At 64.3% G+C, this 26,441-nt stretch carries 25 protein-coding genes and 1 tRNA gene; 7 read left to right on the top strand and 19 right to left on the bottom strand.

Annotation, left to right across the window (positions count from 1 at the left end):
• Positions 1-61 precede the first annotated feature (61 nt).
• On the top strand, positions 62-538 hold the full coding sequence (locus FRF71_RS12055; protein WP_147090884.1) for a pyridoxamine 5'-phosphate oxidase family protein: 477 nt from the start codon (positions 62-64) through the stop codon (positions 536-538).
• A gap of 72 nt (positions 539-610) precedes the next feature.
• Here FRF71_RS12055 and FRF71_RS12050 read toward each other — a convergent pair whose 3' ends face one another.
• A complete protein-coding gene (locus FRF71_RS12050) occupies positions 611-2,164 on the bottom strand; it encodes an amino acid permease (RefSeq protein WP_147090883.1) in 1,554 nt (517 codons plus the stop codon).
• Between the two features lie 144 nt (positions 2,165-2,308).
• Between FRF71_RS12050 and panB the strand changes: the two genes are divergently transcribed.
• Positions 2,309-3,178, top strand: coding sequence for a 3-methyl-2-oxobutanoate hydroxymethyltransferase (gene panB, locus FRF71_RS12045; protein ID WP_147090882.1), 870 nt, complete (start codon positions 2,309-2,311; stop codon positions 3,176-3,178).
• A 9-nt stretch (positions 3,179-3,187) separates the two neighbouring features.
• The gene (locus tag FRF71_RS12040; RefSeq protein WP_238339219.1) at positions 3,188-4,258 is read left to right on the top strand and encodes a DUF475 domain-containing protein; all 1,071 of its coding nucleotides are present in this window, start codon (positions 3,188-3,190) and stop codon (positions 4,256-4,258) included.
• Here FRF71_RS12040 and FRF71_RS12035 read toward each other — a convergent pair.
• The 7 genes from FRF71_RS12035 to FRF71_RS12005 form a co-directional block, all read right to left on the bottom strand.
• Entirely contained in the window at positions 4,242-5,171 is a 930-nt protein-coding gene (locus FRF71_RS12035) for a bile acid:sodium symporter family protein (protein WP_147090881.1), read from the bottom strand. The two genes, FRF71_RS12040 and FRF71_RS12035, sit on opposite strands and share 17 nt — an antisense overlap.
• Positions 5,172-5,196: 25 nt before the next feature.
• Complete coding sequence (locus FRF71_RS12030) at positions 5,197-6,255, bottom strand: CaiB/BaiF CoA transferase family protein (RefSeq protein WP_147090880.1); 1,059 nt, start codon at positions 6,253-6,255, stop codon at positions 5,197-5,199.
• Positions 6,256-6,327: 72 nt separating this feature from the next.
• Positions 6,328-8,007: a tetratricopeptide repeat protein gene (locus tag FRF71_RS12025; RefSeq protein ID WP_147090879.1), complete on the bottom strand. Its 1,680-nt coding sequence runs from the start codon at positions 8,005-8,007 to the stop codon at positions 6,328-6,330.
• Positions 8,000-9,364 carry a PEP-CTERM-box response regulator transcription factor gene (prsR, locus tag FRF71_RS12020; protein ID WP_147090878.1) on the bottom strand — a complete coding sequence of 455 codons (1,365 nt, stop codon included), beginning with the start codon at positions 9,362-9,364 and terminating at the stop codon, positions 8,000-8,002. The genes FRF71_RS12025 and prsR overlap by 8 nt, the downstream gene beginning before the upstream one ends.
• Positions 9,364-11,496: an XrtA/PEP-CTERM system histidine kinase PrsK gene (gene prsK, locus FRF71_RS12015; protein WP_147090877.1), complete on the bottom strand. Its 2,133-nt coding sequence runs from the start codon at positions 11,494-11,496 to the stop codon at positions 9,364-9,366. The genes prsR and prsK overlap by 1 nt, the downstream gene beginning before the upstream one ends.
• 1 nt (position 11,497) lies before the next feature.
• Positions 11,498-12,883 carry a TIGR03013 family XrtA/PEP-CTERM system glycosyltransferase gene (locus tag FRF71_RS12010; RefSeq protein ID WP_147090876.1) on the bottom strand — a complete coding sequence of 462 codons (1,386 nt, stop codon included), beginning with the start codon at positions 12,881-12,883 and terminating at the stop codon, positions 11,498-11,500.
• A gap of 75 nt (positions 12,884-12,958) precedes the next feature.
• Positions 12,959-14,347: a helix-turn-helix domain-containing protein gene (locus tag FRF71_RS12005; protein WP_147090875.1), complete on the bottom strand. Its 1,389-nt coding sequence runs from the start codon at positions 14,345-14,347 to the stop codon at positions 12,959-12,961.
• A 145-nt stretch (positions 14,348-14,492) separates the two neighbouring features.
• On the opposite strand from FRF71_RS12005, the gene FRF71_RS12000 reads away from it, so the two are divergent.
• Together FRF71_RS12000 and FRF71_RS15525 are read left to right on the top strand one after the other, a co-directional pair.
• The gene (locus tag FRF71_RS12000; protein ID WP_147090874.1) at positions 14,493-16,079 is read left to right on the top strand and encodes an isocitrate lyase; all 1,587 of its coding nucleotides are present in this window, start codon (positions 14,493-14,495) and stop codon (positions 16,077-16,079) included.
• A 68-nt stretch (positions 16,080-16,147) separates the two neighbouring features.
• The gene (locus FRF71_RS15525; RefSeq protein WP_192900010.1) at positions 16,148-16,324 is read left to right on the top strand and encodes a hypothetical protein; all 177 of its coding nucleotides are present in this window, start codon (positions 16,148-16,150) and stop codon (positions 16,322-16,324) included.
• Positions 16,325-16,535: 211 nt separating this feature from the next.
• Here FRF71_RS15525 and FRF71_RS11995 read toward each other — a convergent pair whose 3' ends face one another.
• From FRF71_RS11995 to efp, 7 genes are all read right to left on the bottom strand, one after another.
• Positions 16,536-17,135: a DUF3501 family protein gene (locus tag FRF71_RS11995; RefSeq protein WP_147090873.1), complete on the bottom strand. Its 600-nt coding sequence runs from the start codon at positions 17,133-17,135 to the stop codon at positions 16,536-16,538.
• 4 nt (positions 17,136-17,139) lie between these two features.
• Complete coding sequence (locus FRF71_RS11990) at positions 17,140-18,465, bottom strand: heterodisulfide reductase-related iron-sulfur binding cluster (protein ID WP_147090872.1); 1,326 nt, start codon at positions 18,463-18,465, stop codon at positions 17,140-17,142.
• 65 nt (positions 18,466-18,530) lie between these two features.
• Positions 18,531-18,956, bottom strand: coding sequence for a rubrerythrin family protein (locus tag FRF71_RS11985; RefSeq protein ID WP_147090871.1), 426 nt, complete (start codon positions 18,954-18,956; stop codon positions 18,531-18,533).
• Between the two features lie 147 nt (positions 18,957-19,103).
• Positions 19,104-20,420, bottom strand: coding sequence for a M20 metallopeptidase family protein (locus FRF71_RS11980; protein WP_147090870.1), 1,317 nt, complete (start codon positions 20,418-20,420; stop codon positions 19,104-19,106).
• A gap of 44 nt (positions 20,421-20,464) precedes the next feature.
• A tRNA-Leu gene (locus FRF71_RS11975) sits at positions 20,465-20,548 on the bottom strand.
• A 53-nt stretch (positions 20,549-20,601) separates the two neighbouring features.
• Positions 20,602-21,423, bottom strand: a complete 822-nt coding sequence (locus tag FRF71_RS11970) for an inositol monophosphatase family protein (protein WP_147090869.1) — start codon at positions 21,421-21,423, stop codon at positions 20,602-20,604.
• A 7-nt stretch (positions 21,424-21,430) separates the two neighbouring features.
• Positions 21,431-21,997 carry an elongation factor P gene (efp, locus tag FRF71_RS11965; protein ID WP_147090868.1) on the bottom strand — a complete coding sequence of 189 codons (567 nt, stop codon included), beginning with the start codon at positions 21,995-21,997 and terminating at the stop codon, positions 21,431-21,433.
• A 141-nt stretch (positions 21,998-22,138) separates the two neighbouring features.
• On the opposite strand from efp, the gene FRF71_RS11960 reads away from it, so the two are divergent.
• Positions 22,139-22,510, top strand: a complete 372-nt coding sequence (locus FRF71_RS11960) for a hypothetical protein (protein ID WP_147090867.1) — start codon at positions 22,139-22,141, stop codon at positions 22,508-22,510.
• Here FRF71_RS11960 and thiE read toward each other — a convergent pair.
• Positions 22,507-23,124 (bottom strand): thiamine phosphate synthase, encoded by a 618-nt coding sequence (gene thiE, locus FRF71_RS11955; RefSeq protein WP_147090866.1) that lies wholly within the window; start codon positions 23,122-23,124, stop codon positions 22,507-22,509. The genes FRF71_RS11960 and thiE overlap by 4 nt on opposite strands.
• A 16-nt stretch (positions 23,125-23,140) precedes the next feature.
• Positions 23,141-23,800: a lysoplasmalogenase family protein gene (locus FRF71_RS11950; protein ID WP_147090865.1), complete on the bottom strand. Its 660-nt coding sequence runs from the start codon at positions 23,798-23,800 to the stop codon at positions 23,141-23,143.
• A 71-nt stretch (positions 23,801-23,871) separates the two neighbouring features.
• Here FRF71_RS11950 and trmFO point away from each other — a divergent pair, with 71 nt between their 5' ends.
• Positions 23,872-25,233 carry a methylenetetrahydrofolate--tRNA-(uracil(54)-C(5))-methyltransferase (FADH(2)-oxidizing) TrmFO gene (gene trmFO, locus FRF71_RS11945; RefSeq protein WP_147090864.1) on the top strand — a complete coding sequence of 454 codons (1,362 nt, stop codon included), beginning with the start codon at positions 23,872-23,874 and terminating at the stop codon, positions 25,231-25,233.
• Here trmFO and FRF71_RS11940 read toward each other — a convergent pair.
• Entirely contained in the window at positions 25,230-25,697 is a 468-nt protein-coding gene (locus FRF71_RS11940; protein WP_147090863.1) for an EF-hand domain-containing protein, read from the bottom strand. The genes trmFO and FRF71_RS11940 overlap by 4 nt on opposite strands.
• Positions 25,698-25,721: 24 nt before the next feature.
• Complete coding sequence (locus FRF71_RS11935; RefSeq protein WP_345336111.1) at positions 25,722-26,270, bottom strand: squalene/phytoene synthase family protein; 549 nt, start codon at positions 26,268-26,270, stop codon at positions 25,722-25,724.
• Positions 26,271-26,441: the final 171 nt, after the last annotated feature.

Here is a 26,441-nt window from a genome sequence, read left to right as displayed (position 1 = left end):
GGGGAACCCTGCCCGACCTCGCCCTCTTTCCCTCCTGCCTCATCAACAAGGAGACAAACCAATGCACTACGATCAGGGCGACCCCGAAGAGCTCAAGGAAAAGTTCTGGAAGGCGCTTGCCGCCTCCCCCTTCCTGATGCTCCAGCTCGATGCCGAACCGGACAGCGCCGCACCGATGACCGCCCAACTCGACAAGGATGCCAATTCGGCGATCTGGTTCTTCACCGCACCCGGCAACCGCTTTGCCACCGGTGGTCCGGCCACTGGGCACTTCAGCAGCAAGGGGCACGATGCCTTCGCCCGGATCACCGGCAAACTGACAGAGGAAACCAGCCGCGAGCGCAAGGATGTGCTGTGGTCCAACATGGTCGAGGCCTGGTTCCCCGAGGGCAAGGACAGCGCGATGCTGCTGCGGATGGACCTGGGCGATGCCGCGATCTGGGCCGGGGAACTAGGCGCGATCAATACTGCCAAGATGTTCCTGGGGATGGATGTCACCGACAGCATCAAGGGCGGCTATACCGAAACCAAGCTCTAGCACCGAAAAGGGCCGCTTCCTTTGCCAGGAAGCGGCCCCCTCTCCCCACCCATCCGGGTGAACTGGTTTGACTTAGTCGATGCTGGCGCCCGGCAGCGGCGGAACCGGCTGCGGCGGAATGCCGGCATCCTGTTCGTGCACTTCAACCAGGCCCCGGCCAACGTGGCTCTTGCGGCGGCCATAGGAGAAGTAGACCACCAGGCCTACCGCCGCCCAGCCCAGGAACATCAGTTCCGTGTAGCCCGACAGGTTGAAGAACAGGTAGGCGCAGCCCAGCACGGCCGCCGGCCCAACCAGCCAGATCGCCGGCGTGCGGAACGGGCGATGACGATCCGCCGCAGTGCGGCGCAGGATCAGCACCCCGATCGCAACGGTCATAAAGGCGAACAGCGTGCCCGAGTTCGAGATGTCAGCCAGCTGTCCAACCGGGAAGAAGGCCGCCGCCGCCGTCACGAAGACGCCGGTAATCATGGTCACCACGTGCGGGGTCTTGAACTTGGGGTGCACCTTGGCCAGCCCTTCGGGCAGCAGGCCATCACGTGCCATCACGAAGAAGATGCGGGTCTGGCCGAACAGCATCATCAGCACCACCGACGGCAGCGCCAGGAAGGCCGCGAGGCCGATCAGGTTGCCGACGTTGACGTAACCGATTTCACGCAGGACGTGGGCCAGGGCTTCGTCCGAGCAAACCAGCGGGGTATTACCTGCACCAGCCAGTGCAGCGCACTGTGCCTGCAGTTCCTTGCTGCCCGTGGCCAGCGCCTGTCCGGCCGAATCCATCACCGGCTGCGCGCCCATGGCGCCAATCGCGCCCGAGGCGACCAGCAGGTAGAAGATCGTGCAGATCACGAGGCTGCCGATCAGCCCGATCGGCATGTTGCGCTGCGGGTTCTTGGTTTCCTCCGCCGCGGTCGAAACCGCATCGAAGCCCACGTAAGCGAAGAAGATCGAGGCGGCAGCGGCCGAAATCCCGCCGAAGCCCAGCGGCGCAAACGGCTCGAAGTTCTCCATCTTCATCACCGGCACGGCCAGGATGATGAAGGCCGTGAGCGCGATCACCTTGATTACCACCAGCACGGCGTTGAACATCGCCGACTCCTTGGTGCCGATCACCAGCAGCGCGGTGACCAGCAGCGCGATCACCACGGCTGGCAGGTTGATCCCGCCGCCCACGGCCGCAAAGGCGCCCTTGGTGAAGAACGTTGGCAACTCTACGCCCAGGCCGGATTGGACCAGCCCGACGAAGTAGTTGGACCACCCGACCGAGACCGCCGAGGCCGCAATCGCATACTCCAAAATCAGCGCCCAGCCGACGATCCAGGCGACGATTTCGCCCATCGAGGCATAGGAATAGGTATATGCAGAGCCAGAAACCGGCACCATCGAGGCCATTTCCGCATAGCACAGCGCCGCCACCGCGCAGACGAAGCCGGCGATGATGAAGCTGATCAGCATACCCGGACCGGCCTTTTGCGCGGCTTCCGCAGTCAGCACGAAAATCCCGGTGCCGATGATGGCGCCCACACCAAGCATGGTCAGCTGGAAGGCACCGAGCGAGCGGTGGAGCGATTTCTTTTCGGCGGTAGCCAGAATGGCGTCTAGTGATTTGACGCGACCGAACAACATGCAATTCCCCTAGAATTAACGAGGCCGGTTACGCATCGCGCCCGGCCTTCCTGTCCCTGGCGTGGAAGCTAACGCCAACCCGGCCATTGGCAAGCGCAAACTCGCAGACTTCCCCAGCTTTGCCAGACAGTCTAAAGCCCCATCATGTCCACGACCTTCCAGCTCGACACGGCCACCAGCCGCGCCAATCCCACCCCCGCGCCGATGAAGCGCCTGACCATCCCGGCGATCCGTAAGCGCAAGGTGAATGGCATCACAGTCGAGCCGGTCGTAATGCTGACCGCCTATACCGCGCGGCAGGCACAATTGCTTGATGCGCATTGTGATCTGCTGCTGGTCGGGGATTCGCTCGGCCAGGTCATTTACGGCCTGCCCTCCTCGGTCCCGGTGACGCTTGACATGATGGCGGCGCACGGCGCGGCGGTGGTACGCGGATCCTACCATGCCGCCGTGGTGGTCGACATGCCCTTTGGCGCCTACGAAGCATCGCCCCAACAGGCCTTTGAAAGCGCCGCCCGGCTGCTCAAGGAAACCGGCTGCGCAGCGGTAAAGCTCGAAGGCGGCGCGGCCATGGCCGATACGGTCGCTTTCCTGACCCAGCGCGGGATCCCGGTGATGGGCCATGTTGGCCTGACCCCGCAGGCGGTCAACGTGCTGGGCGGCTACAATGCCCGCGGCCGGAGCGATGCCGAAGCCGCCAAGATCGTCGCCGATGCCAAGGCGCTGGATGATGCCGGGGCCTTTGCGATCGTCGTCGAGGGCGTGGTTGAACCGATCGCCATCGACGTCACCAAGGCAGTTAGCTGCCCGACCATCGGCATCGGCGCTTCGGCCCAATGCGACGGGCAGGTCCTGGTAACCGAGGACATGCTCGGCATGTTCGAACGCGTGCCCCGGTTCGTGAAACGCTATGAGGAAATCGCCGAGACGATCTCTGCAGCGGCGGCGCGCTATGCAACCGAAGTGCGGGAAAGGACTTTCCCTGGGGTTGAACAGACTTACCAGCCGAAATAGGGGCCCCTAATGCTGATGCGTTTCTACAAGGGCTCGATCCTTTTCACCCTCGTCTGCCTGGCGCTGGGCGCATGGTACGGCTGGGCCATGACCGGCAATGTTGCGGCGACAGCCTCGATGCTGTGGATCATCTTCGTCCTCTCGATCCTTGAGGTGTCGCTTTCATTCGACAATGCCGTGGTCAATGCGGCGGTGCTGAAGGACATGGACGACGTTTGGCAGCGCCGCTTCCTGACCTGGGGTATGGTCATCGCCGTGTTCGGGATGCGGATCGTGTTCCCGCTGGCAATCGTTGCCATTGCCGCCGGCCTTGGCCCGATCGATGCGCTCAACCTCTCGCTCAATAATCCGGCGGAGTATGAGCGGATCGTCAACAGCGCCCACGTCGGCATTGCCGGATTCGGCGGGGCATTCCTCGCCATGGTCGGTCTGTCGTTCTTTTTCGATGGCGAAAAGGACGTCCACTGGATCACCTGGATCGAGGAAAAGCTCTCGCTCGTATCGAACATCAAGGCCGCCGAGATCGCCCTCCTGCTACTGGTGCTCTATGCCATTTCGGGCATACTGCCGGCGGATGAGGCACTGACCTTCTTGGTCTCTGGGGTCCTGGGCCTGGTGACCTTTATCGCAGTGGAAGCGATCAGCACGATTCTGGAGATGCGCGAGGAAGCCATGAAGCTGCAGGGCGCCGTCGTTCGCTCAGGCCTTGGTGGATTCCTCTACCTCAACATCCTCGACGCATCTTTCAGCTTTGATGGCGTGATTGGGGCCTTTGCGCTGTCCAACAACATGGTGATCATCGCGCTGGGCCTGTCAATCGGGGCGATGTTCGTCCGCTCGATGACGATCCACTTGGTGAAACAGGGCACTCTCGCCGAGTATCGCTATCTTGAACATGGGGCATTCTGGGCGATCATTGCGCTGGGCGCGATCATGCTGCTTTCGGCAAGATTCCACATTCCGGAGACAGTTACCGGGCTGATCGGCGCAGTGCTGATCGGGCTGTCGCTGTGGTGGTCGATCCGCCACAATCGGCGCAATCCCGATGGTGAACTTGAGGCTGCTATTCGGGCGGATTGAGCCGTCCGGCAATCGGCGCAGCGATCACCAGCTGGACCAGGTGATAGAGCAAGATCGGCAGCAGCACGATGCCGGCGGCTGCGGGCGGGAACAGCACGGTCGCCAGCGGCGCACCCATCGCCACGCTTTTCTGCGCTCCGGCGAATAGGAAGGTGATCCGATTGGGCCGGTCCAGCCCGACTGTGCCGCCGACCAGCCAGGCGCCAAGGTGACCAAACACCAGGAACAAAGCTGTCCCACCCGCAAGCCACAGCCAACCCGCCGGGTCAATCAGCTGCCAGAACCGCTGCTCGACCGCGCCTGAGAAGGCAACATAGACCGCGATCGCAATCGAGGTCCGGTCCATCCGCGTGACCAGCTGACGATGCCCCGCGACCCAGCCGCCGAGCCGGCCCTGCAGGGCTTGCCCCAAGAGGAAGGGGATCAGCAGGATCGTTACCACCTTGATCAGCCCCTGGGCATGAAACTCCGCTGCCCCGCTCCCGGCGAGCAGCGAGAAGAGCGGTGCCGTGATAAAGACGCCAAGGATGTTAAGCAGCGCCGCTGCGACCACTGAACTGGCCACATTTCCGCCCGCGAGTGAGGAATAGGCCGTCGCCGACTGGACCGTGGAAGGCAGGCAACCCAGATAGAGAAAGCCCAGCGCCAGCAGCGGTGGCATCCAGTCTTGCCCGCCCCGCCATAGCACCCAGCCAGCCAGGGTCATGGCCCCGAACACCCATGCGTTCAGCGGCCAGAGGAGGCGATGATTGCTCATGCCCGCCAGTACTTCATGGCGCGGCAGGCGCAGGCCATTGAGGAAGAACAGCAGGAACACCGCCGCATTGGCAATGAACTGGGCGATGTCTCGCGCCGCGCCGTGGACCGGCAGGACCAGCGCCAGCCCGATCGCCAGCGCGAGCAGCCGCACCATCGGGTCGATGCGGCTCAGCAAAGGATCAGCGCCCAGCCAGTTTTACTGGCGGTGCTGGCGTGGCCGAGAAGCGCGGCGCCGGGGCCGGCTGGATCATTCCGCCATCTTCCACAAAGGTGCTGCGCGCCACGTTATGGGGGTGCTGCGGAGCTTCCTTGAGGCTGAGTACCGGGGCAAAACAGATGTCGGTGCCGTCCATGATCGCGCACCATTCGTCGCGGGTTTTGGTCAGGATCAGCGCAGTCATCCGCTCTTTCAGCTCATCCCATTTCATCGGGTTCATCTGCTGCACGAAGTCCGGGTCGCCAGCCAGGCCAGTCTTCTCCATTAGGATCGCGTAGAACTGTGGCTCGATCGAACCGAGCGAGATGTATTTGCCGTCCTTGGTTTCATAGGTGTCGTAGAAGTGCGTGCCGCTGTCGAGCAGGTTGACCCCGCGCTCGTCACGCCATTGGCCATTGCCGAGGAAAGTATAGGTCATCGCCGAAAGAATCGCCGCCCCATCGACCATCGCACAGTCGACCACCTGCCCCGCGCCGCCCGAGCGGGCATGGAGCACGCCGGCTACCACGCCAAAGGCCAGCATCATCCCGCCGCCGCCGAAATCACCCACGGCGTTGACCGGGAAAGTCGGCTTCTCACCCTTGCGGCCATAGGAATGGAGCGCGCCCGAAAGTGCGATGTAGTTGATGTCATGGCCGGCCAACGGCGCCATCGGCCCGTCCTGACCCCAGCCCGTCATCCGCCCGATAACCAGCTTGGGATTGATCCCAAGCAGCACGTCGGGCCCGATCCCCATCCGCTCGATCACTCCGGGACGATAGCCTTCGATCAGCGCGTCGGCTGTCTTCACCAGATCCTTGAGCTGCTCGATCGCGGCGGGGTCTTTAAGGTCGAGTTCGATCCGTTCGCGATTTCGATTGAGGATGTCACGGTTGCCGCCATCGCCAAAACGGCTGGAGGTGCCGGGGCGTTCGACCCGGATCACTCGCGCGCCGTGGTCGGCCAGCATCATGCCGCAAAAGGGTCCTGGGCCGATCCCCGCCAGTTCGATCACGGTAACCCCAGCCAGAACCCCTGCCATATCGCATCCTCCAAAATTTAATCGCGCGATTAGTTTTGGCGGGAGAGGCCCGGCTTGTCGAGAGGAAAGGCGTCAGCGCCGCAATTGCGCGCGGGCTTCCTGCAGCAGCGGATTACTGCCGCCCATCCGTTCGGCCTTGTCGAGTAGCGTAGCCGCCAGGTCCTGATTGCGGCGCAGTTTGGCCAAAGCCATCCCCTTGGCCAGAGCGGCAACGGGGCTGGCGCGTTGCAGGGCATAGGCCTTGTCCGCCGAAAGCAGCGCCGCCTCGGCATCGCCGCTGCGGAGCTGGGCGAGCGACAGTTCGGCCAGCAGCCGCGCATCACCGTGGCCAAGCCGTAGGTCAGCCTTCTCCAGCAAAAGACGGGCTCGCGCCCATGCCCCTGCCTGCGCCGCGCCGCCTGCCACAAGCCGCGGGGCGAGCAGACTTGCCGGATAGGCTGCGAGATAGCGTTCAGCCAGGGCCAACCCGTTGGCACTGCCAGCAGCGTAGGCTGCGCGCAGCATCAGCCATTCGGGAAAACGTATCTGCGCAGCGCGGCTATAGGACGCCAGCGCATCGCCGTTGGCGCGCTTCAGCAGGGCACTGTCCCCGGCCAGGACGAAGCTTTCGAACGAGCCAGGCCGCGCACCGCCAGCGCGCTCGCGTACCGCGAAGGGCAAAGCGCCCGCCGTCGCGGCACGATCGAGCAGCGCTGCCGCAGCGGCGCGATCACCCGTGTGTTCGTAAGACCGGGCGAGGACCGTCAGCAAGTAGGGCGAGGCATCCGGCCGGGCCGCATCAGGTCCAAACCGCTGCCGCAGCCGCGCGTGGTCCTCCACGGCCAGCAGCGCGCGGGCAAACAGCAGTTGCACCCGGTTGTTGAACGGCTGGCGCCGATCCAGCCGTTCCAGCATGTCGACCGCTATCGCGCTGTTCCCGGCTTCCAGCTCCAAGGCAGCCTGGAGCAGCTGCGCTGCCGGAACCTCGCCCAACTGGTTGCCGTTGCGATTGAGCAGATTCCGGGCCAGGTCGACCCGGCCCGCGCGCGCAGCAAGCACGGCTTGAAAATAGTACGGCATGGGGCTGCGCGGATTGAGTTCGGTAAAGCGCCGGACAATCGCCAACATCTCCACGGCGCGTCCGGCTTCGCCCAGTGCCGCAGCATAACCGATCAGCAGCGGCAAGTCGTTTGGCGCTGTCTCGAGTCCGCGTTCGAACAGCGGGATAGCAGCTACTGGTCCGGCGGCATCGTTGAGCAGTTGAGCGCGCAGTTCGATTGCGCGGGGACTGTCTGGCCCGGCCTGCATGGCCCGTTCTGCTGCCTCGATCGCCAGCAGATGTTCACCGCCGACGTAGCGCAGCCGGGCGATATCGACCCATAGCAAGGGATCGTTCGGGGTCAATGCCAGGGCCTTGTCAAAAGCCAGCCCGGCTTCCGGCAGCCTGCCTTCCAGCCGCAACAGCCGACCGGTCATTCGCCAACCGAGCGCCTGATCGGCCTTCGCGAACGCGCCCGGCTCCAGCCATTCACGGGCCTTGCGCAGATCACCCTGCAGCAGCTGCGCCTCGCCCATCCGAGCGGCGACATCGGCGCGGGTTGCCCCAGCGGCCAGGGCCTTGCGCAGTTCGACTTCGGCCGTGATCCCCTCGCCGCGTTTGGCCGCATCGGCAGCGGCACTCAGCGCTACTTCGACCGCTTCGGGCCGCGCGCCGAGCGGGCTGGTCAGCGCCAGCAGCGCTGCCGCAACCAACCCGAAGCGCCTGTCAGGCATGGAGATCGTATTGCTTGAGCAGGTCGTAGAGCGTCGGGCGGCTGATCCCGAGCAACTTGGCGGTGTTCGAGATATTTCCCTCGCACCGCGCCAGGGCGTGGCGGATCACCCGGCGATCGGTCTCTTCCCGTGCCGACTTGAGGTTGAGCACGTCATCGTCCTCAAGCTCCTTGTCAGCCAGATCGAGATCAGCCGCTCCGACCAGCTTGCCTTCGCTCATGATGACAGCGCGCTTCACCCGGTTTTCCAGCTCGCGCACATTACCTGGCCAATGCCAGGCATCGATCGCGGCAAGCGCGTCCGCGGCGAAGCCCTTGACCTGCGGGTTCATCTCGCGGGCGAACCGAGCGAGGAACGCTTTGGCGAGCAAGCCCGCGTCGCCCGGCCGTTCGGCCAGGCTGGGAATCTTCACGACGATTTCGGCAAGGCGATAGAACAGGTCTTCGCGGAAGCTGCCGGCCGCGATCATGGCTTCCAGGTCCTGGTGCGTGGCGCAAACGATCCGCGTATCGACCGGGATCGACTTTCTCGATCCAATCCGCTCGATCACCCGCTCCTGCAGGAAGCGCAGCAATTTGACCTGCAAGGGCAGCGGGATGTCACCAACTTCATCCAGGAACAGCGTGCCGCCCTGGGCCTGCTCGATCTTGCCCTCGGTAGTCTTCACCGCGCCGGTGAAGGCGCCCTTCTCGTGACCGAACAGTTCACTTTCAAGGAGATTTTCCGGAATCGCAGCGCAGTTGATCGCCACGAACGCCCCGCCCGCGCGGTCGCTCGCTTCGTGCAGGCCGCGGGCGAGCAGTTCCTTGCCGGTCCCGCTCGCGCCGAGCAGCATGACCGAGACATTGGTGTTGGCCACGCGCTCAATCGTGCGAGCCACCTTGACCATTTCCGGCGCTCCGGTGATCAGCCGGCCGAGTACCTGGTTGCCATGGTCGCTCTTGCTTGCGAGTTGGCGGTTCTCGGCCTCGATCTGGTGGAGCCGGTAAGCACGCTGGACGATCAGGCCCAGCGTCTCGATGTCGACCGGCTTCTGGTAAAAGTCATAGGCCCCGCGCGCGATCGCCTGGAGCGCAGATTCCCGCGCGCCATGGCCCGAGGCTACGATCACCTTGGTATCTGGCTTCAATGCCATGATCTCATCGAGCACGGCAAAGCCCTCGCTGGTGCCGTCGGGGTCAGGCGGCAAGCCAAGGTCGAGCGTAACGACGGGCGGCATTTCAGCCCGCAGCGCGGCCAGGGCCGAGGCCCGATCGCCGGCAATGATCACCGAGAAATCCGGATAGGCCCATTTGAGCTGGGCCTGCAGACCGGGATCGTCCTCGACGATCAGCAACTTGGGTTTGTAGTCGTTCATCAGGCTACCTTCGCGGCAAAATTGTTCAGCAGTTCGGCCGCCTCGGCCAAGGGCAGGCGGATCGTGAAGCGCGAGCCGAGCCCCTCGCGGCTTTCGACCGCCAGTTGCCCGCCCATCGCCTTGACCAGTTCGCGCGCCTCATAGGCGCCAATCCCGAAGCCACCCGCCTTGGTCGAGACGAAGGGCTTAAACAGCCCGGTGCGGACAAATTCGGCGCTCATACCCGCACCAGAATCGACCACTTCGATAAGGCCGTGAAACTGTTCGACCCCAACCTGGATATAGATGGGGCTGTCCGGTGCGCTGGCATCGATCGCATTCTGGATCAGGTGAACCAGCACCTGTTCGATCACTTCTTCGCGCCCGGCAACCAGGCAGGGCGCGGCCCGGACCAGTTCGACCGGGTGGCTCGCCTTGAACTGCGCAGCAACTCGTTTGGCCACCTGGTCAGCGGCAACCGGCGAGAGGCCCTCAACCGTAGTCGTTCCATAGCGCGACAGCCGCGCAAGCAGCGCGTTGAGCTTGTCGGCCGCATTGCGCAGCGTCACCAGCATGTCGGCCCGGAAATCCGGGTTCTCGGCGTGTGCCTCGGCGTTGCGGGCTAGGAGGCTCAACTGGCTGGCCAAGTTCTTGATGTCGTGCATCACGAAAGCAATGCGGCGATTGAAATCGTCAAAGCGCCCGGCCTCGGCCAGCGCTTCCTGACCGGACTGCTCCGCAAGGTAGCTGGCGAGTTGTTGCCCAGCGACGCGCAGCAGGTCGAAGTCTTCCCAATCGAGCCGGCGGGTCAGCGCCGGTCGCGCCAGCACCACCATGCCGACAAGCCGGTCAAAATGATGCAGCGGAACCAGCGCCCAGGCCCGCGGCTCGGCCAGCAACCAGTCCGGAACCGCGAGCTGCGGCGGCGCTCGGTCACCACTTGGCAATGACTCACCCCCGCGGAGTTCGTCGAGATCGACAATGAACCCGCCCGAACGATCTGCTTCAAAGCTCCGGACCGCCGCCATTGGCAGGGCAATGGCGGGCACGTCGGCCGTCGGCCATTGCCAGCGGCTGGCCAAGGCAAGGTCGCCCTGCTCGTTGGGCGTCAGCAGCAAGCCGGCGGGGCTGTCGGTCATGTCGGCGACGGCGCGGATGACGCGTTCGTGCAGCGGTCCGCCCTCGGGCCCGACGTGGGCCATGGTGCGGGTAAAGCGCAGCCATTCCTGCCGATAGTCATAGCGATGCTGGAACAGGTGTTTGGCCAGGGTAACCCGCAGCTTGGCGCGCAGTACGCGCGACGAAGCGAGGGTCGCCAGCATGATCGCCGCTGTCCCGGCGAACGCCAGCTGCAGTTCGGCGGTCAGCTCTTGTCCGGCCCATGCCAGCCAGCGTGCAATTGCCACCATGAAGACCAGGTATGCCCCGATGATCATCAGCGAGGCCGACTGGAACATCACGGCGCGCGACGGACTGAAGCGCAGCGCCTCGCTGCCGCGGCGCAGACCAAGCGCAATCAGTGCGCCAATAGCGAGTGCCGCAAGCCCGCGCAGTGCGACCAGGCCTTCACTGGTGCCGGCGAGGAGGTAGGAAACCGTATAGTGATTGAGGTCAAAACCCCACTGCGCGGCCAGCGCGAGCGCGGGCCAGCGCAACAATAGCCGGGCATTGGTCGATGCACCGCCATAAAGGTTGTGCACCAGCATCAGCCCGCCGGTCGCAACCAGCAGTCGGAACAACGTGACCGTGTGGAACGCCAGTTCGGCGAAGTGCCCCCCAAACGGGCTGGCGATCAGCAGGAGCTCGATCGCCAGCTGCAACAACTCGACAAACCCGACGGCCACCAGCAGCGGCCGAACCGGGGCCAGGCTGGCATGACGGCCATCGATTCCGAACAGACGGTAAAGTGCAAAGAGCCAGGCCAGGTTTCGCAGGCTGTCGGCCAGCTCGGCGCCAAGCGCGGCTGGTCCGGCCAGCGCGCCAATCAGCGCCCACAGCCCGGTCACTGCAACCGCAATGGTCAGCGCGGGTCGGGCCGTGCCGAATTTGCCTGGCCCAGCATGGAGCTGGCCAGCCGCGACCAGGCAGACGAAAGCCCCGGTCCCCCAGGCGACCGAGCCAACAATTGGCCACAGACCCGAAGTCACGCTCATCTCAGCGCGCCCCCTCGTTCCACAGCACCACCCGCAGGGTCTGCAAGAGGATCAATAGGTCAAGGAACGGGCTGTAGTTCTTGGCGTAATACAGATCGTATTCAAGCTTGTGCCGGGCGTCCTCGATCGAGGCTCCATAGGGGTAATTGATCTGCGCCCAGCCGGTGATGCCGGGCTTCACCATGTGACGCTCGGCATAATATGGCAGGTGCTGTTCCAGATCGGCGACGAATTCCGGCCGCTCCGGGCGAGGGCCAACGAAGCTCATCTCCCCCTTCAGCACGGTCCAGAGCTGGGGCAGTTCGTCGATCCTGGTCTTGCGGATAAGATTGCCGACGCGGGTAACGCGCGGATCGTCTTTCGCCGCCCACTGAGCTCCGGATGCTTCGGCATCGGTGCACATCGAACGCAACTTGATGACGCTGAACGGCTGGCCATAAAGCCCAACGCGGGTCTGGCGATAGAAGGCCGGGCCCCTGCTATCGAGACAGACCAAAAGCGCGAACAGCAGGATCACTGGTGCGGTTACGAGCAGAACCAGCCCGCTCGCGACAATATCGAAAAGTCGCTTGAGCGCGCGCGAGACCATTTGGCCCGATGAAAAGCCGTCGTTGAAGATGAGCCACGAGGGATTGACTGTCTCCAGATCGACCCGGCCGGTCTCGCGCTCGATGAAGCTGGAAAAGTCGTTGACGTGGACCCCAGTGGTCTTGATCCGCAGCAAGTCGGCCAGCGGCAGGGCATTGCGCCGCTCTTCCAGCGCCAGCACCACTTCGCTGATGCCCAGCCCTTCGACATGGTCGGTCAGGTTGTCAATTTCGTCGCGCAGAACCGGACTTGGAACGACTGGCTGAGCCCGGGTCATGGCGATGAAGCCGGCAATACGAAAGCCGCTTTCGGGACGCAGCGACAGCTGACGCAGGCGTTCGGCCCGCTGGCCAGCACCCAGCACGAGGATCTGGCGGCGAAAGGCATCGGCGCCCACTGCGGCCCCAACCAGAAGGCGATTGAGAACCAACGCGAAGACCGATCCAAGCATCGCGTAGGCCAGCGTGGAGCGCCAGAAGTTGCCCCCACCGGCGATAAAGTCGAGGAAGGCGAGGCCGATGATCCCGAACGAGATCGCTACCATCAGCCGCGCGGCGGCATAGCGCATCGACCGCAGCGCTTCGGGGCCATAGACGCCCACAGCGATCATCGCGGTCAGCATGACGATCGAATGCCCGCCCAGCTGCCAGAACCGATCCGACGTCGCGCCCGGATCCATCCCGATCTGCGCGGCCCGCAGCCGCCATGACAGATCACCTGCCAGATAGAGCAGGATCAGATCGATCACCCCGACCAGAATGACGGCATGAGGGATATAATGTTTGAACAGCCGGATCATTGGTCCCTGCGAGCCCGAGAACGTCGAACATGCCTAACGGGGACTTATGAAATGTCGGTAAACTTTACAGACGCGTCAGTCGGCAATGGTAAATGGCGTAAGCCCGCGGGAACGCTCGTCAAAGGCCAGCGCAGCGCCGCGCGGCGGGAGGGAACGTTGGCCGCAATCCTTGCGGTGACAGCCCGCACAGCCCGGCCCGATCGGCACGGCATGCGGCGCCTCGAACGAAACTCCGCGGGCCTGGGCCAGCGTGCCGGCCAGGCCCGCATCGATCCCCAATGCCACCACAAATCGCGGGCCCTGACCGCCCGGTGCGCCGCTACCCTCCACCGTCCGGGCAATCGTCAGCCAGAAACTCTCGGCCCCGCTCGGTTCGACGAAGCTGGCAAGCTGGACGCAGAGCTGCCCGGCCCGTTCGAACGCACGGTGTGCCACCCACAACGGGCAGCCGGTATCGCTGTCGAGCAAGGCGGTGCCACTGGCCCCGGCATAGCGCTTGGAGAACTGCCCCGCCCGGTCGACCCTCGCCATGAAGAACGGAAGCCCGCGCTGCCCGACGCGCTGGAGAGTGGTGAGCCGGTGAGCCAGCTGCTCGAACCCGACACCAAAGCGGCGTTGCAGGATCGGCAGGTCATAGCCAGTCGCCTCGCAGGCACGGATGAACCGGCCATAGGGCATCAGCACCGCTGCAGCGAAATAGGCCGTCAGGTGACGCCGGAACAGGCGCCACGCGGCGCGATCGGAGAATTGCGCGCCATTGGCCAGCGCGGTGATCTCGTCGCGCTGCTCAAGCAGGGCGAGTTGCAGCGCGATCTGGAAATTGCGCGACGAGGTGTCGAGCAGCTCCGACAATTGAAGCTGGCGGGCATGCAGATCGAGCCGGCGCAGCGCATCGGGCATGACTTCGACCGGCAGGATCCGCACCGCAATCTGGTGCTTTTGGCGCAGCCGCTCGGCCAGGGCAGCGCCTGTATCGGCATTGGAGAGGCGCAGCTCGTCGGCCATGGCCTCGGCCGCGCTGTCCAGATCGGGGAAATGGTTGCGCCAGCGCTCGATTTCGCGCCGAACCAGCTCCATCGGTTCGTCCGCCGCCGCGAGCCCGCCCCCGCCGCTGGCATCGAACAGGCGGGCGAAAGCGATCGCCGCCTGCGGGGCGGCGCTCAGCCATTCAGCGATTTCGTCACGATCGATTGCCAGGTCGGCAAACCGCGCATCGGCCAGTCGGCGGCGCAGGCCATCAATCCCGCCAACCGCCTCATCCTGGCGCAGGCTGCGCGGATCAAAGTCATACGCTTCCGCCAGCCGGACTAGCAGGCGGGCCGAGAGTGGTCGCTGGTTGCGTTCAACCAAGTTGAGGTAGCTGGGCGAAATGCCAAGCTGCGCGGCCATGGCCGATTGGGTCAGCCCCTCCCGCTTGCGCAGACGGCGGATTGCGGGTCCGGCAAGAAGCAGGGTGTCTGGCATCACCGCAATTTGTAACTTTATTTACAACTTTGCAAGCCAAGTCTTGTTTTGAAGCGCATCAAGACAAGAATTTTTGTAATTTGTTGGACAGCGACTCACCTCGCTCGGGTTAAGCAGGCGGTGTTCAAGCCCCTGGAGGTTCCCCGTGTCCTATTCCGATACCATCGCCGCCGCTGACAGCCAGATCAGCCGTTTCAACAACTGGGACGGGATCGACGCTGAATCGGTCGCTCGCATGCAGTTGCAGAACCGCTTCAAGACCGGGCTGGATATCGCCAAGTACACCGCCAAGATCATGCGGGCCGACATGGCCGCCTATGATGCCGATCCAGCCAACTACACCCAATCGCTGGGCTGCTGGCACGGTTTCATCGGGCAGCAGAAGCTGATCTCGATCAAGAAGCATTTCGGCAGCACCAAGGGCCGTTACCTTTATCTGTCGGGCTGGATGATCGCCGCGCTGCGCAGCGAGTTTGGCCCGCTGCCCGACCAGTCGATGCACGAGAAGACCAGCGTTCCGGCGCTGATCGAGGAACTCTACACTTTCCTGCGCCAGGCCGACGCCCGCGAGCTGGGCATGATCTTCCGCGAGCTGGACGAAGCCCGCAAGGCCGGTGACGCGGTCAAGGCCAAGGCGATCCAGAGCAGGATCGACAGCTACGAAACGCATGTCGTGCCGATCATCGCCGACATCGACGCTGGCTTCGGTAATGCCGAGGCGACCTATCTGCTCGCCAAGAAGATGATCGAGGCCGGTGCCTGCGCAATCCAGATCGAAAACCAGGTCTCGGACGAAAAGCAGTGCGGCCACCAGGACGGCAAGGTCACCGTCCCGCACGAAGACTTCCTCGCGAAGATTCGCGCAGTCCGTTACGCCTTCATGGAACTGGGCGTTGAGGACGGCATCATCGTTGCCCGCACTGACTCGCTTGGCGCAGGCCTGACCAAGCAGATCGCCTTCACCCGCGAAGCCGGTGACATCGGCGATCAGTACAACAGCTTCCTCGATTGCGAGGAAGTGACCGAGATCGGCCACGGCGATGTCCTGATCAGCCGCGACGGCAAGTTGCTGAAACCCAAGCGCCTGCCCAGCAACCTCTACCAGTTCCGCACCGGCACCGGTGAGGACCGCTGCGTGCTCGACTGCATCACCAGCCTCCAGAACGGCGCGGACCTGCTGTGGATCGAAACCGAAAAGCCGCACATCGGCCAGATCGGCGGGATGGTCAGCCGCATCCGCGAAGTCATTCCGAACGCCAAGCTGGTCTACAATAACTCGCCCAGCTTCAACTGGACGCTGAACTTCCGCCAGCAAGTGTTCGATGCTTGGACCGCAGAGGGCAAGGACCTGTCGGCCTATGACCGCGCCAAGCTGATGAGCGTGGACTACGACGGCACCGAGCTCGCCGCCGAAGCCGATGAGCGCATCCGCACCTTCCAGCGCGATGCCGCGGCCCAAGCCGGGATCTTCCACCACCTGATCACCCTGCCGACCTATCACACCGCGGCGCTCAGCACTGATAACCTGGCTCGCGAATACTTCGGCGAACAGGGCATGCTGGGCTACGTCAAGAACGTCCAGCGCCAGGAAATCCGCCAGGGTATCGCCTGCGTGAAGCACCAGAACATGTCCGGTTCGGACATCGGTGACGATCACAAGGAATACTTCGCCGGTGAAGCCGCGCTCAAGGCCGGCGGCGAGCACAACACGATGAATCAGTTTGCGGCATAAAGCCGCAGCAGGAACCAGTTCGCGGCATAAGGCCGGGAAACAAGACTAGCAGCAAGGAGTAAGGTGCGATGACCGATACGACCGCTACCGAAACCCGCGAACCGCAGCGCGCCCGCGCCCTGCTTTCGACGGCCGATTTCCAGCTGCTCCGGGCAGCCCTGGCCAGCCACGCGCGGGCCGTAGACGCCCCCGAAGAAATTGCGCGGATTAACGCGCTCTACCATCGGCTTGGCACCTATAGCTAAGCCCTAAGGCCTCCTGGGGAGGAGAAACGACGGTCGTCGGGGTGCCCCTTTCACCCCGGCGACCGTCAACGTTTTTGCAGCCACCTGGGAAATGCAGGGCAATTGGCCCTCGCCCGCTATAGTAGCGGCCAGGCGACGCGGCGTACCTACCGTGCCGCTTTTACCGCGTTTGCTGAAGCATTTCGCAGCGGCGCGGCATCGCTCAACGCGTTCAGCCGAAGCATTCCCGGCCGAGGTATTCGCGGCTGTCAGCACTGATGATCGCGGCGTGACCGTAGTTCGGGTGGTCGATCACGAGCATCGCGCTGCCCTCGCCCGACTGCCAAGCAGCAATCGCCGCATCATCGAAATCGAAGTGCAGGAAATGCACCGCGCTGGCCTTGCCGTCGCTCTCTCGCGTGCGTTCGACATCGCCCTCGGGCCGGGCCTTGATGACCTGACCGCCGACCTGGATCGCAATGTGGTCTTCCACCCCGCCGATCGTGCGCAGGAAGGCATCGCGGCGGACCGGATCCTCGATCTCGAACAGCAAAGTGCAGGTCAACTCGCGACCCTTGGGGACCATCGGGTCATAGGCCGACAGTTCGTCAACCAGCTGGTCCGCCCCGCCCTTTTCGATTCGCAGCATTTCCTGGACCTGCAGCCACATCGAATCCCAGGTCTCAAACAACGCGGTCGCATGGGGGCCAACGCCCATGCGGGTCAGCTTCTTGCGCAGCAGGGCTTCCTGCTTCTTGTCGTTCCGAATCAGCTCATAGCGATCGAGCGGCAGGATATCGTCGGCAGTGATGGTGCGGGCGTTTCTGGGCATGATCTTACAATCCATAAGCCTGGGCCATTACCTCAATCGGATGGCCAATACGGTCAGGGGCCACAGCCCCAGTGGTTTCGATCACCTGCTTCAGATGCGGGCCGGCCAGCGGGCATTCGCTGACGATCACATCGGGCTCGCTCTTCAGCAGGTTGCGCGCGGCGGGCTTGCCCACCTTCACGGCGCGGTCGAAGTTGTCCTTGAAGATCCCCCACTTGCCGCCGTGGCCCGAACAGCGCTCGGTCAGCGCGGGCTTGGCTTCGGGGATCAGCTTCAGCATCTCCATCGCCTTGGGACCCATGTTCTGGGCGCGGGCGTGGCAGGCAAAGTGCACCGCGATCGACGACGGCATGGCTTCGATCGGGGCAAGGCCAGTCTCTTTCGACAGCGCCACGACATATTCGGACACGTCGAAGGTGTGCTTGCTGAGCAGCTTCACCGCCTCGTTCTCCGGCTCGATCAGCGGCCATTCGAACTTGAGCATCAGCGCGCAGGAGGTGGTCAGCGGGACAATGTCCCAACCCTGCTCGATCAGCGGCTGGAAGAAGGCGGAGATGCGCGTGGCGGCACTGGCCACGGCGGGCAGATCGCCATTCTCGAACTTGGGCATGGCGCAGCAGTCAGGGTATTCAACCCGCACCTGCACACCGTTATGCGCCAGCACCTTGATCGCGGCCTCACCGGGGGTGCCATCGTTGAAGTTGTCGTGGCAGCCGGCATAGAGCACAACCTTCTTGCCGAAGGCCGGACCATCCGGATTGGGTGGCGGCGTGATGCCCACGGCCTTGTTGACGAGCGGCACCTCGGCAAAGGTCGGCACGTGGGCACGGCGATCGATCCCAAGGGTCGATTCCATCAGGCCGCGGGTAAAGTCATTGTCCGGATCTGTCGCCCAGTTGGCGATCCCGGCCACAGCCGAGCCCAGCTTGCCGTTGCGCGTCATCTTGGCGAGTTCGCGGTCGGCCAGCTTGGTTTCGCCCTTGCGATGCTCGATCGCGCGGGCGCGCAGCATCAGGTGCGGGAAATCGAGATCAAAGCTGTGCGGCGGCACATAGGGGCACTTCGTCATGAAGCACATGTCGCACAGCGTGCAGGCATCAACGACGGCCTGAAGCTGCGGCTTGGTCAGGTCCTCGACTTCCTCGTTCGGCGCCTCGTCGATCGCGTCGAACAGGATCGGGAAGCTGTCGCACAGGTTGAAGCACCGCCGGCAACCATGACAGATGTCATAGACGCGGCGCAGCTCGGCATCGAGCGCGGCTTCATCGTACCAGGCCTCATCCTGCCACGGAATAACGTGGCGGGTCGGCGCCTCCAGGCTGCCTTCCATGTCGGGAACCCCTGTATCTGGAATCAAACGCCGCCCCGGGACGGTCCCGGGACGGCGTAGATGGATCACGCGTCGGCGAGCAGGCCGTCGAGCGTCTTCTGGAACTTACCGGCGTGGCTCTTTTCAGCCTTCGCCAGGGTTTCGAACCAGTCGGCGATTTCATCGAAACCTTCGTCGCGGGCGGTCTTGGCCATGCCCGGGTACATATCGGTGTACTCGTGGGTTTCGCCGGCGATCGAAGCCTTCAGGTTGGCAACGGTGTCACCGATCGGTTCGCCGGTGGCCGGATCGCCGCACTCTTCGAGGTATTCAAGGTGGCCGTGCGCGTGGCCGGTTTCGCCTTCCGCGGTCGAGCGGAACACGGCGGCAACGTCGTTGTGGCCTTCGATGTCAGCCTTCTGTGCGAAGTACAGGTAACGGCGGTTCGCCTGGCTTTCACCAGCGAAGGCAGCCTTGAGGTTTTCCTCGGTCTTCGAGCCCTTAAGTCCCATGTTGTGTCTCCTTTGGCGGGGATTCGTGACTTTTGCGCAATGGGCAAAAGGTTCCCGCAATTCCAAAGGAAATTTCCGCGCTCGCTGATCGACAAAAGCGATCAATTTAATGCGAATAATTCGCAAAATCGGTTCATCGCAGAAGCGCTACTTTCGCGGCATCAACTCCAGGGTCGAGGCAACAAGCGCCTCGGTGCCGGCAGCGATCACCTTGTCCGCCTCGGGTGACCAGAACGGGCTGTGCAGCCCGGGGAGCTGGCGCCCCTCCTTTGCCGCCGCCTCTAGCTCAGCCGCTGGCCGTCCGCCGATCCAGAGGATCAGCGACTGCGTCTTGGGACCGGCCGCACGGGCGATTTCGCCAAAATCCTCGCCCGCCATCGAGGGGGGCGGGCTGGCGATGCGGTCCGCGCCGAACCGCTTGGTCAGCACGCCGCGCATCCGCTCGGCCAGTTCGGGCGTGTTCCAGGTCGCCTTGGCATAGGGCTCCATGATCGAGACGGCGGGCATGCGATCTTCGGGGACGCCCGATGCCATGGCCTCGGCCTTGGCAATCCGCTTGATCCCGTCGAGCAGCAGCTTGCGCGAGGCATCGGAATAGGAGCGGACCGTGATCTGCAGTTTCGCTTCGTCCGAAATGATGTTGTGTTTGGCCCCGGCATGGAAGGCACCGACCGTGACCACGCTGGGATCAAGCGGGTTGCTTTCGCGGCTGACCAGGGTCTGAAGCCGCATCACGATCGCGCTGGCGAGCACGATCGGGTCCTTGGTGGTGTGCGGATAGGCGCCGTGGCCGCCCAGGCCCTTGACCGTGATGTCGACGCTATCGACGTTGGCGAGGGCGAAGCCCGCTTTCACGCCAACCGTGCCCGAAGGCAGTTCGGCGGTGTCATGAAAGGCGATGGAATAGTCCGGCTTTGGAAACCGGGTCAGCAGACCGTCCTTGATCATCTCCAACGCGCCGAGGTTGATCTCCTCGGCCGGCTGGCCAACCATCACGAGCGTCCCTGACCACTTCGCCTTGTTGGCCGCCAGTACCCGTGCGGCCCCAATCCACCCCGCCATGTGGGTATCGTGTCCGCAGGCATGCATGATGCCGCTTTCGACGCCAGCAGTCGAAACCCCCCGCGCCTTCGAGGCATAGGGGAGGCCCGTCTGCTCGATCACCGGCAGTGCGTCCATGTCCGCCCGCACCAGCACCACCGGACCGGGACCGTTGCGCAGCACCGCGACCACGCCGGTCCGGCCCACGCCTTCCGTCACCTCGAACCCGGCCTTGCGCGCCGCATCGGCCATGATCTTGGCCGAGCGGACTTCCTGAAAGCTCAGTTCCGGGTGCTGGTGGAGATCGCGATAGATCTCCATCAGGCTGGGCAGCTCGGCCGCAACCTGGTCACGAATCGGATCGGCCTGCGCCGGCGCAGCGGAGGCAAGCAGAAGGGCGGCGAACGGGAGGATGTACTTCATGCGGCAAGGCTAGGCGGCAGAGCCGGCTCTAGCAATCCCGCAAATGGTGCCCCTGGCCCGACTCGAACGGGCACGTCTTGCGACAAACGATTTTGAGTCGTTCGCGTCTACCATTCCGCCACAGGGGCTCCTGCAACGCCGCGCGGCTTAGCCGCGCGGCCGCGCGGGTTCAAGTCATGCCTTACGCCTTCAGGCCGCCGACCAGCGACTTGTGCAGCCTTGAATGCAGCACATCGTTGGCGGCAAGGACCTGGGCATCGCAAACAGGCTGGGACACACCGCGCCAGTCAGACACGAAACCACCGGCCTCGCGCACCAGCAAGCACCCTGCAGCCGTGTCCCACGGCGATAGGCCGCTTTCCCAAAAGCCGTCAAAGCGGCCGGCCGCCACCCAGGCAAGATCCAGCGAAGCGGCGCCGAAGCGGCGGATGCCGGCAACCTGTGGTGCAAGCGCGGCATAGATCTTGGTCCATTCCACGCTGTCCCCACGCCCGGCAAAAGGAATGCCGGTGGCGATCAGGCTTTCGTCCATGTGGCGGCGCGAGGAGACCCGCAGGCGGCGATCCTGCAACCAGGCACCGCGGGTCTTTTCGGCCCAGAAGCTCTCGTCGGTGACCGGCTGGTAGACCAGGGCGGCGGTGATCTCGCCCCAGCCCTTCCCGTCAAGCCGCGGTTCCTGCACCGCGATCGAGATCGCGAAATGCGGGATGCCGTGGAGGAAATTGCTGGTGCCGTCGAGTGGATCGATGATGAAGCGGGGCTTGCCTTCTTCACCGGCGATCTCGCCGCCTTCTTCCATCAGGAAGCCCCAGCCCGGACGCGCCGCGCGCAGCTCGTCCCACAAAGTGCGCTCGGCGTGCTGATCGGCCTTGGACACGAAATCGGCCGGCCCCTTGCGGCTGACCTGAAGGTGCTCGACCTCGCCAAAGTCACGGCGCAAGCGGCCACCCGCCTTGCGGGCGGCCTTTTCCATCACGCGAATGAGGCCCGAAATGGCTGTCATGAGTGGTTTAGCCCGCCTTGCCGACGTAGGAACGCTCGTAAACGTCAACCACAATGCGGGTGCCGCTTTCGATATGCGGCGGCACCATCACGCGCACACCATTATCGAGGATCGCCGGCTTGTAGCTGGACGAGGCGGTCTGCCCCTTCACCACGGCGTCGGCCTCGACGATCGTCGCTTCGACCTGTTCGGGCAGCTGGACCGAAATCGGACGCTCGTCATACATTTCCAGCAGCACGGTCATGCCGTCCTGCAGGAAAGCCGCAGCATCGCCGAGCAGGTCGGACGGCAAGGTGATCTGGTCGTAGGTCTCGACATCCATGAACACCAGGTCATCGCCCTCGGCATAGAGGAACTGGAAGTCCTTGGTGTCGAGCCGGACGCGCTCGATCGTGTCCTGGCTGCGGAAGCGGACGTTGGTCTTGCGGCCGTCGATCAGGTTCTTCATCTCGACCTGCATGAAGGCCCCGCCCTTGCCCGGCTGGGTGTGCTGGGTCTTGGCAACCTTCCAGATGCCCTTTTCGTATTCGAGAATGTTACCGGGACGAATGTCCACGCCGCTGATCTTGGCCATAACGCCTGCCTTGCTGGATTGAGAAAGAGCCCCCCGCCAGTGGCGGGTGAAGGCGCGCCCTTAGCGCTTGGCGGCGCATCGGGCAAGGTGCGGACGCTAGGTGGCTGGCATGGCCGCGCCGGTGCTGCTAGGCGTTAGGACATGACCCGCGCCCTGTTCCTGCTTGCCGGCCTAGCGGCCTGCGCCCCGGCCCAGCCGATCAAGCCCGTTCCCGGCGGCGAAATCGGCGTCCTGCAGCAAGGCTTCTACGTTTGTGAGCTGCCCGGCGACGCAACCGGCCCGGCCGGCATTCGGCAGGATGCGCAGGACTTTTCGGTCCATAACGGTTCACGCTATTCGACTTCGGAAGGGCGCGGGACCTACTTGTTGACCGGGGACTTCGTGGTCATGACCAGCGGCCCCAAAAAGGGCCAGCAATTCCGGCAGCTGTCGAACAATTTCCTGCGAGAGCTTAACGCAAACGGCAAGGAAACCGATCTGCGCTGCGTCCGCCGGGTGCAGAACAACCGCTAGGCGGCTGCCAACACCTTCGCAAAGGCACGGACCGCCTCTGCCTCGTCGCCATTCCAGACCGCGCCGGACACGGCAATGAAGTCTGCCCCGGCTGCAACCAGCGGCGCACAATTGTCCGGCGTGATCCCGCCGATCGCGACGCAGGGGATTTCCATGATCGCCTGCCACCACTCGAGCAGGTCAGTGCCGGCCTGGTGCTTCACCTCCTTGGTGGTGGTCGGGAAGAAGGCCCCGAAGGCCACATAGTCGGCCCCGGCCTCACCGGCTTCCATCGCGAGATGACGGCTGTCGTGGCAGGTCACGCCAATCTGCGCCTCGCGCCCGAGCCGCTGGCGAGCTTCCTCGACCGTGCCGTCGTCCTGACCGAGGTGCACGCCATCGGCACCAATCCGCTTGGCCAGGCTAATCGAATCGTTGACGATAAAGGCCACTTCGCGCGTTGCGCAGATTGCCTGGAGCGGCGCAGCCAGTCGGACCGCCTCGTGCTCATCAATGCCTTTGACGCGAAACTGGAAGGCCGCGACCGGACCCGCATCGAGGGCGCGGGCAAGCCGCTCGGGGAAAGTGCCGCCCACATCGAGCGGTGAGATCAGGTAAAGCTGGCAATTGCTCATAGCCTTGCGCCCTAGGTCAGGCCGGCGTCACCGGCAAGTCTTGCCGCCGCCGCAGCTCACCCACCACGCCGGTGCAGATCAGGAACTGCCCGAAATAGTAGAGCGGCCAGATCAGCAGGTCAGGCAACGGGCTGTCCGCCATCACGCCTAACCGAGCAAAAATCAGCAGGTCCGAAGCGACAAACATCAGGGCGCCAACGCCAACGCGGTAGCGGCTGAAGCTGCTCAGCCAGGCACTTGCTGCCATGCCGCCCAGGCCCACGGCATAGAGCGCCACCATCGCCCCGCCGAGCTGGAACGAGATCAACGGGGTCAGCACCAGCAGCGCCAGCGCTGCCGCCTGCTGCGTGCCGGAAGGACGGGTGCGGCGATGCTGCCAGTAAAGCCGGATGGCGATTAGGTGGCCAATCAGGAAGGCGACTGCCCCTGCCTCCAGCTTGAACTCGATCAATACGTCGCCCAGGGCACCAAAGGCCATGACCGCGGCAATCGTGTTGGCATCGTGCCCCTTGTGCCGCGCCAGGGCATAGACCGCGAGCAGCGCCACCCCCGCGCCCTTGAGCGCGATCTGATAGAGTCCCGGCAGGCCGGTGTCCTTCAGCAGCCAGAAGCCGATCCCCGCGGCCAGGCTGGCCAGCAGCCAGGGTCGTTTCTCGATCAGGGCACGATGCGGCATTTGGTCTCCCCTTCCCTCGTGCGCAGGCTTGCCGCTGGATTGTCGGCCTTGCAAGCGTTAGGGGCGCGGGCATGGCATACGACGTTCACATCATCGGCGGCGGCATGGCCGGCAGCGAAGCCGCCTGGCAGCTCGCCAAGCGCGGGCTGAAAGTGCGCCTTTCAGAAATGCGCGGGGGCGGCGAGATGACCCCGGCGCACCAGACCGCGGGCCTGGCCGAACTGGTCTGTTCCAACTCGTTCCGCTCTGACGATGACGAGAAGAACGCCGTTGGCCTGCTGCATTACGAGATGCGCCAGCTCGATTCGCTGATCATGGCGGCGGCGGCCAAGGCGCGGGTGCCGGCGGGTTCGGCGCTGGCAGTTGACCGCGATGTCTTTTCGGCCGAGGTCGAGGCAGCCCTTGCTGCCCAGCCGACCCTGGAAGTGGTGCGCGAGCGGATCGACGTGCTGCCCTCGGCCGGCCTTACCATCGTCGCGACCGGGCCGCTGACGGCCGAGGCGCTGGCGCATTCGATCGGCGCGGCGACGGGGGCGGACAGCCTGGCCTTCTTCGATGCGATCGCCCCGATCGTCTACCGCGAATCCATCAACATGGACGTCGCCTGGATGGCCAGCCGCTGGGACAAGGGCGCCGAAGCCTCGCTCGAGATGGGCGGTGACGGGCGCGACTATATCAACTGCCCGATGACCAAGGACCAGTACCTGGCCTTCCGCGAAGAGCTGCTGGCCGGACAGAAGACCGAGTTCAAGGAATGGGAAGCGAGCACCCCCTATTTCGACGGCTGTATGCCGATCGAGGTGATGGCCGAGCGCGGGGTTGAAACGCTGCGGTTCGGGCCGATGAAACCGGTCGGGCTAGACAATCCGCACTGGGCCACGCCCGAGCATCCCAATGGCCGCTGGCCCTATGCCGTGGTCCAGCTGCGCCAGGACAACAAGCTGGGCACGCTGTGGAACATGGTCGGCTTCCAGACCAAGCTGAAGCACGCCGAACAGGTCCGCGTGTTCCGCACCATCCCGGGGCTGGAGCAGGCGGAGTTTGCGCGGCTGGGCGGGCTGCACCGCAATACCTTCCTCAATTCGCCCACCCTGCTCGACCGGCAACTGCGGCTGAAGAAGGCACCGCACATCCGCTTTGCCGGGCAGATCACCGGCTGCGAAGGCTATGTCGAAAGCGCTGCCGTCGGCCTGCTGGCGGGCCTGATGGCGGGCGCCGAAGCAAGCGGGCAGAACTGGTCACCGCCGCCCCGCACAACCGCGCTGGGCGCGCTGCTGGCGCACATCACCGGCGATGCCGAGGCCGAATGCTACCAGCCGATGAACGTGAACTTCGGGCTGTTCCCGCCGGTCGCGCCCGACGTGAAGAAGAAGGTTCGCAAGGAAGCCTATACCGCCCGCGCCAAGGCCGATCTGGCCGGCTGGATCGCCTAGCAGCGACAGCCGGGCCGCTGGGCCTGCTTGGGCTTCGTGGTGGCAAACTCCGCGCGGGTCAGCTGGCCATCGCCATTGGCATCGCCGCCCTTAAAGCGGTTTGAAGTGGCGACGGCCCACTCCTCAAAGCTCAGCAGGTTGTTGCCATCCTTGTCGAGCTTGCGGAACATGGCGACGCGCGGCTGAAGCGCTTCGCTGCGGTTGATCAGGTTGTCGCGGTTGCGGTCGAGCCGGTTGAAGCGGCGCTCTTCCCGCGTCTCCTCGTCCACCTCGGGCAAGGCCGCCCCCATGATCCCCTCGCCGTCTTCGGTCGGTATCGCTTCCAGATCGCCCTCGTTCGGAATCTCCGCCAGGGTTGGCGGCGGCGGGGCGGCGCTTTCCACCGCAGCGCGGCCCTGCCACCAGAACAGACCGGTGGCCGCAAGTAACAAGGCCCCGACAGCACCCAGCACGGTCCGGTTCATCGCCAAGCCTTTCCTCGTGTAGTTTCAGCGCCCTATCATGCCGATCCGGATCGCGGCTGCCAAGGCCAATGGCCCTTCCAGAAGCGGCAGCTGCCCTTTGCGCCGCCGGGCCAGGCCGTGGAGCACCGCGAGCGCCCGCAATTCGGGCGGGAGGCTGAGCTTGGGGAGTTCCCCGCCTGCCTCAGAAGAGGCAAGGCTCCATCCGTGCAGGGCCGCGCCCGCTGCTTGTGCCGACGCGGGCAGGCCCGCCTGTTCAGCCAGACCACGCCCCAGCGCCGCGCGGGCCTCTGCCAGGGCCTGCAGGTCGGGCTGATCCGGATCGAGCATGGCCTCCCACCCATCGACCAGAGCCTGCAAGGGTTCGGTCGAGCCGCGCCACGTTGCCAGCGCCACCAACAGTGGCTGCCCCCTAGGACGAGACGCTGGCTCCTCCGCCAGCCGTTCGCGCCACCAGGCCAGCTTGATCTGCGCCAACAGCACCTCACGCGCGCCAGCAACAATGTCCGCCAGCTTCGCATCCAGCGCAAAGGCGGCGAGCTGGGTTTGACGGTGCGCGGCCGGCGCATAGGCCAGCGCCAGGCGGACTTCGGGGGGCAGGGTCGCTTCGAACAGGGGATCAGCTCCGGATCAGGCCCGCGCCCTCTGCGCGCGCCGGGCCGATGAGGCAAGCCCCGGATCGCGTCAGCCTAACGCCATGTTAACCCGCTTCCTTCAAAGAGTGCAAACCAGCGTTGGGCTAGAACC

The organism is Novosphingobium ginsenosidimutans, assembly GCF_007954425.1.
Taxonomy (GTDB): Bacteria; Pseudomonadota; Alphaproteobacteria; order Sphingomonadales; family Sphingomonadaceae; genus Novosphingobium; species Novosphingobium ginsenosidimutans.
Note: the sequence above shows the minus strand (reverse complement) of the source record. Positions and strands in the feature narration are given on the sequence as shown.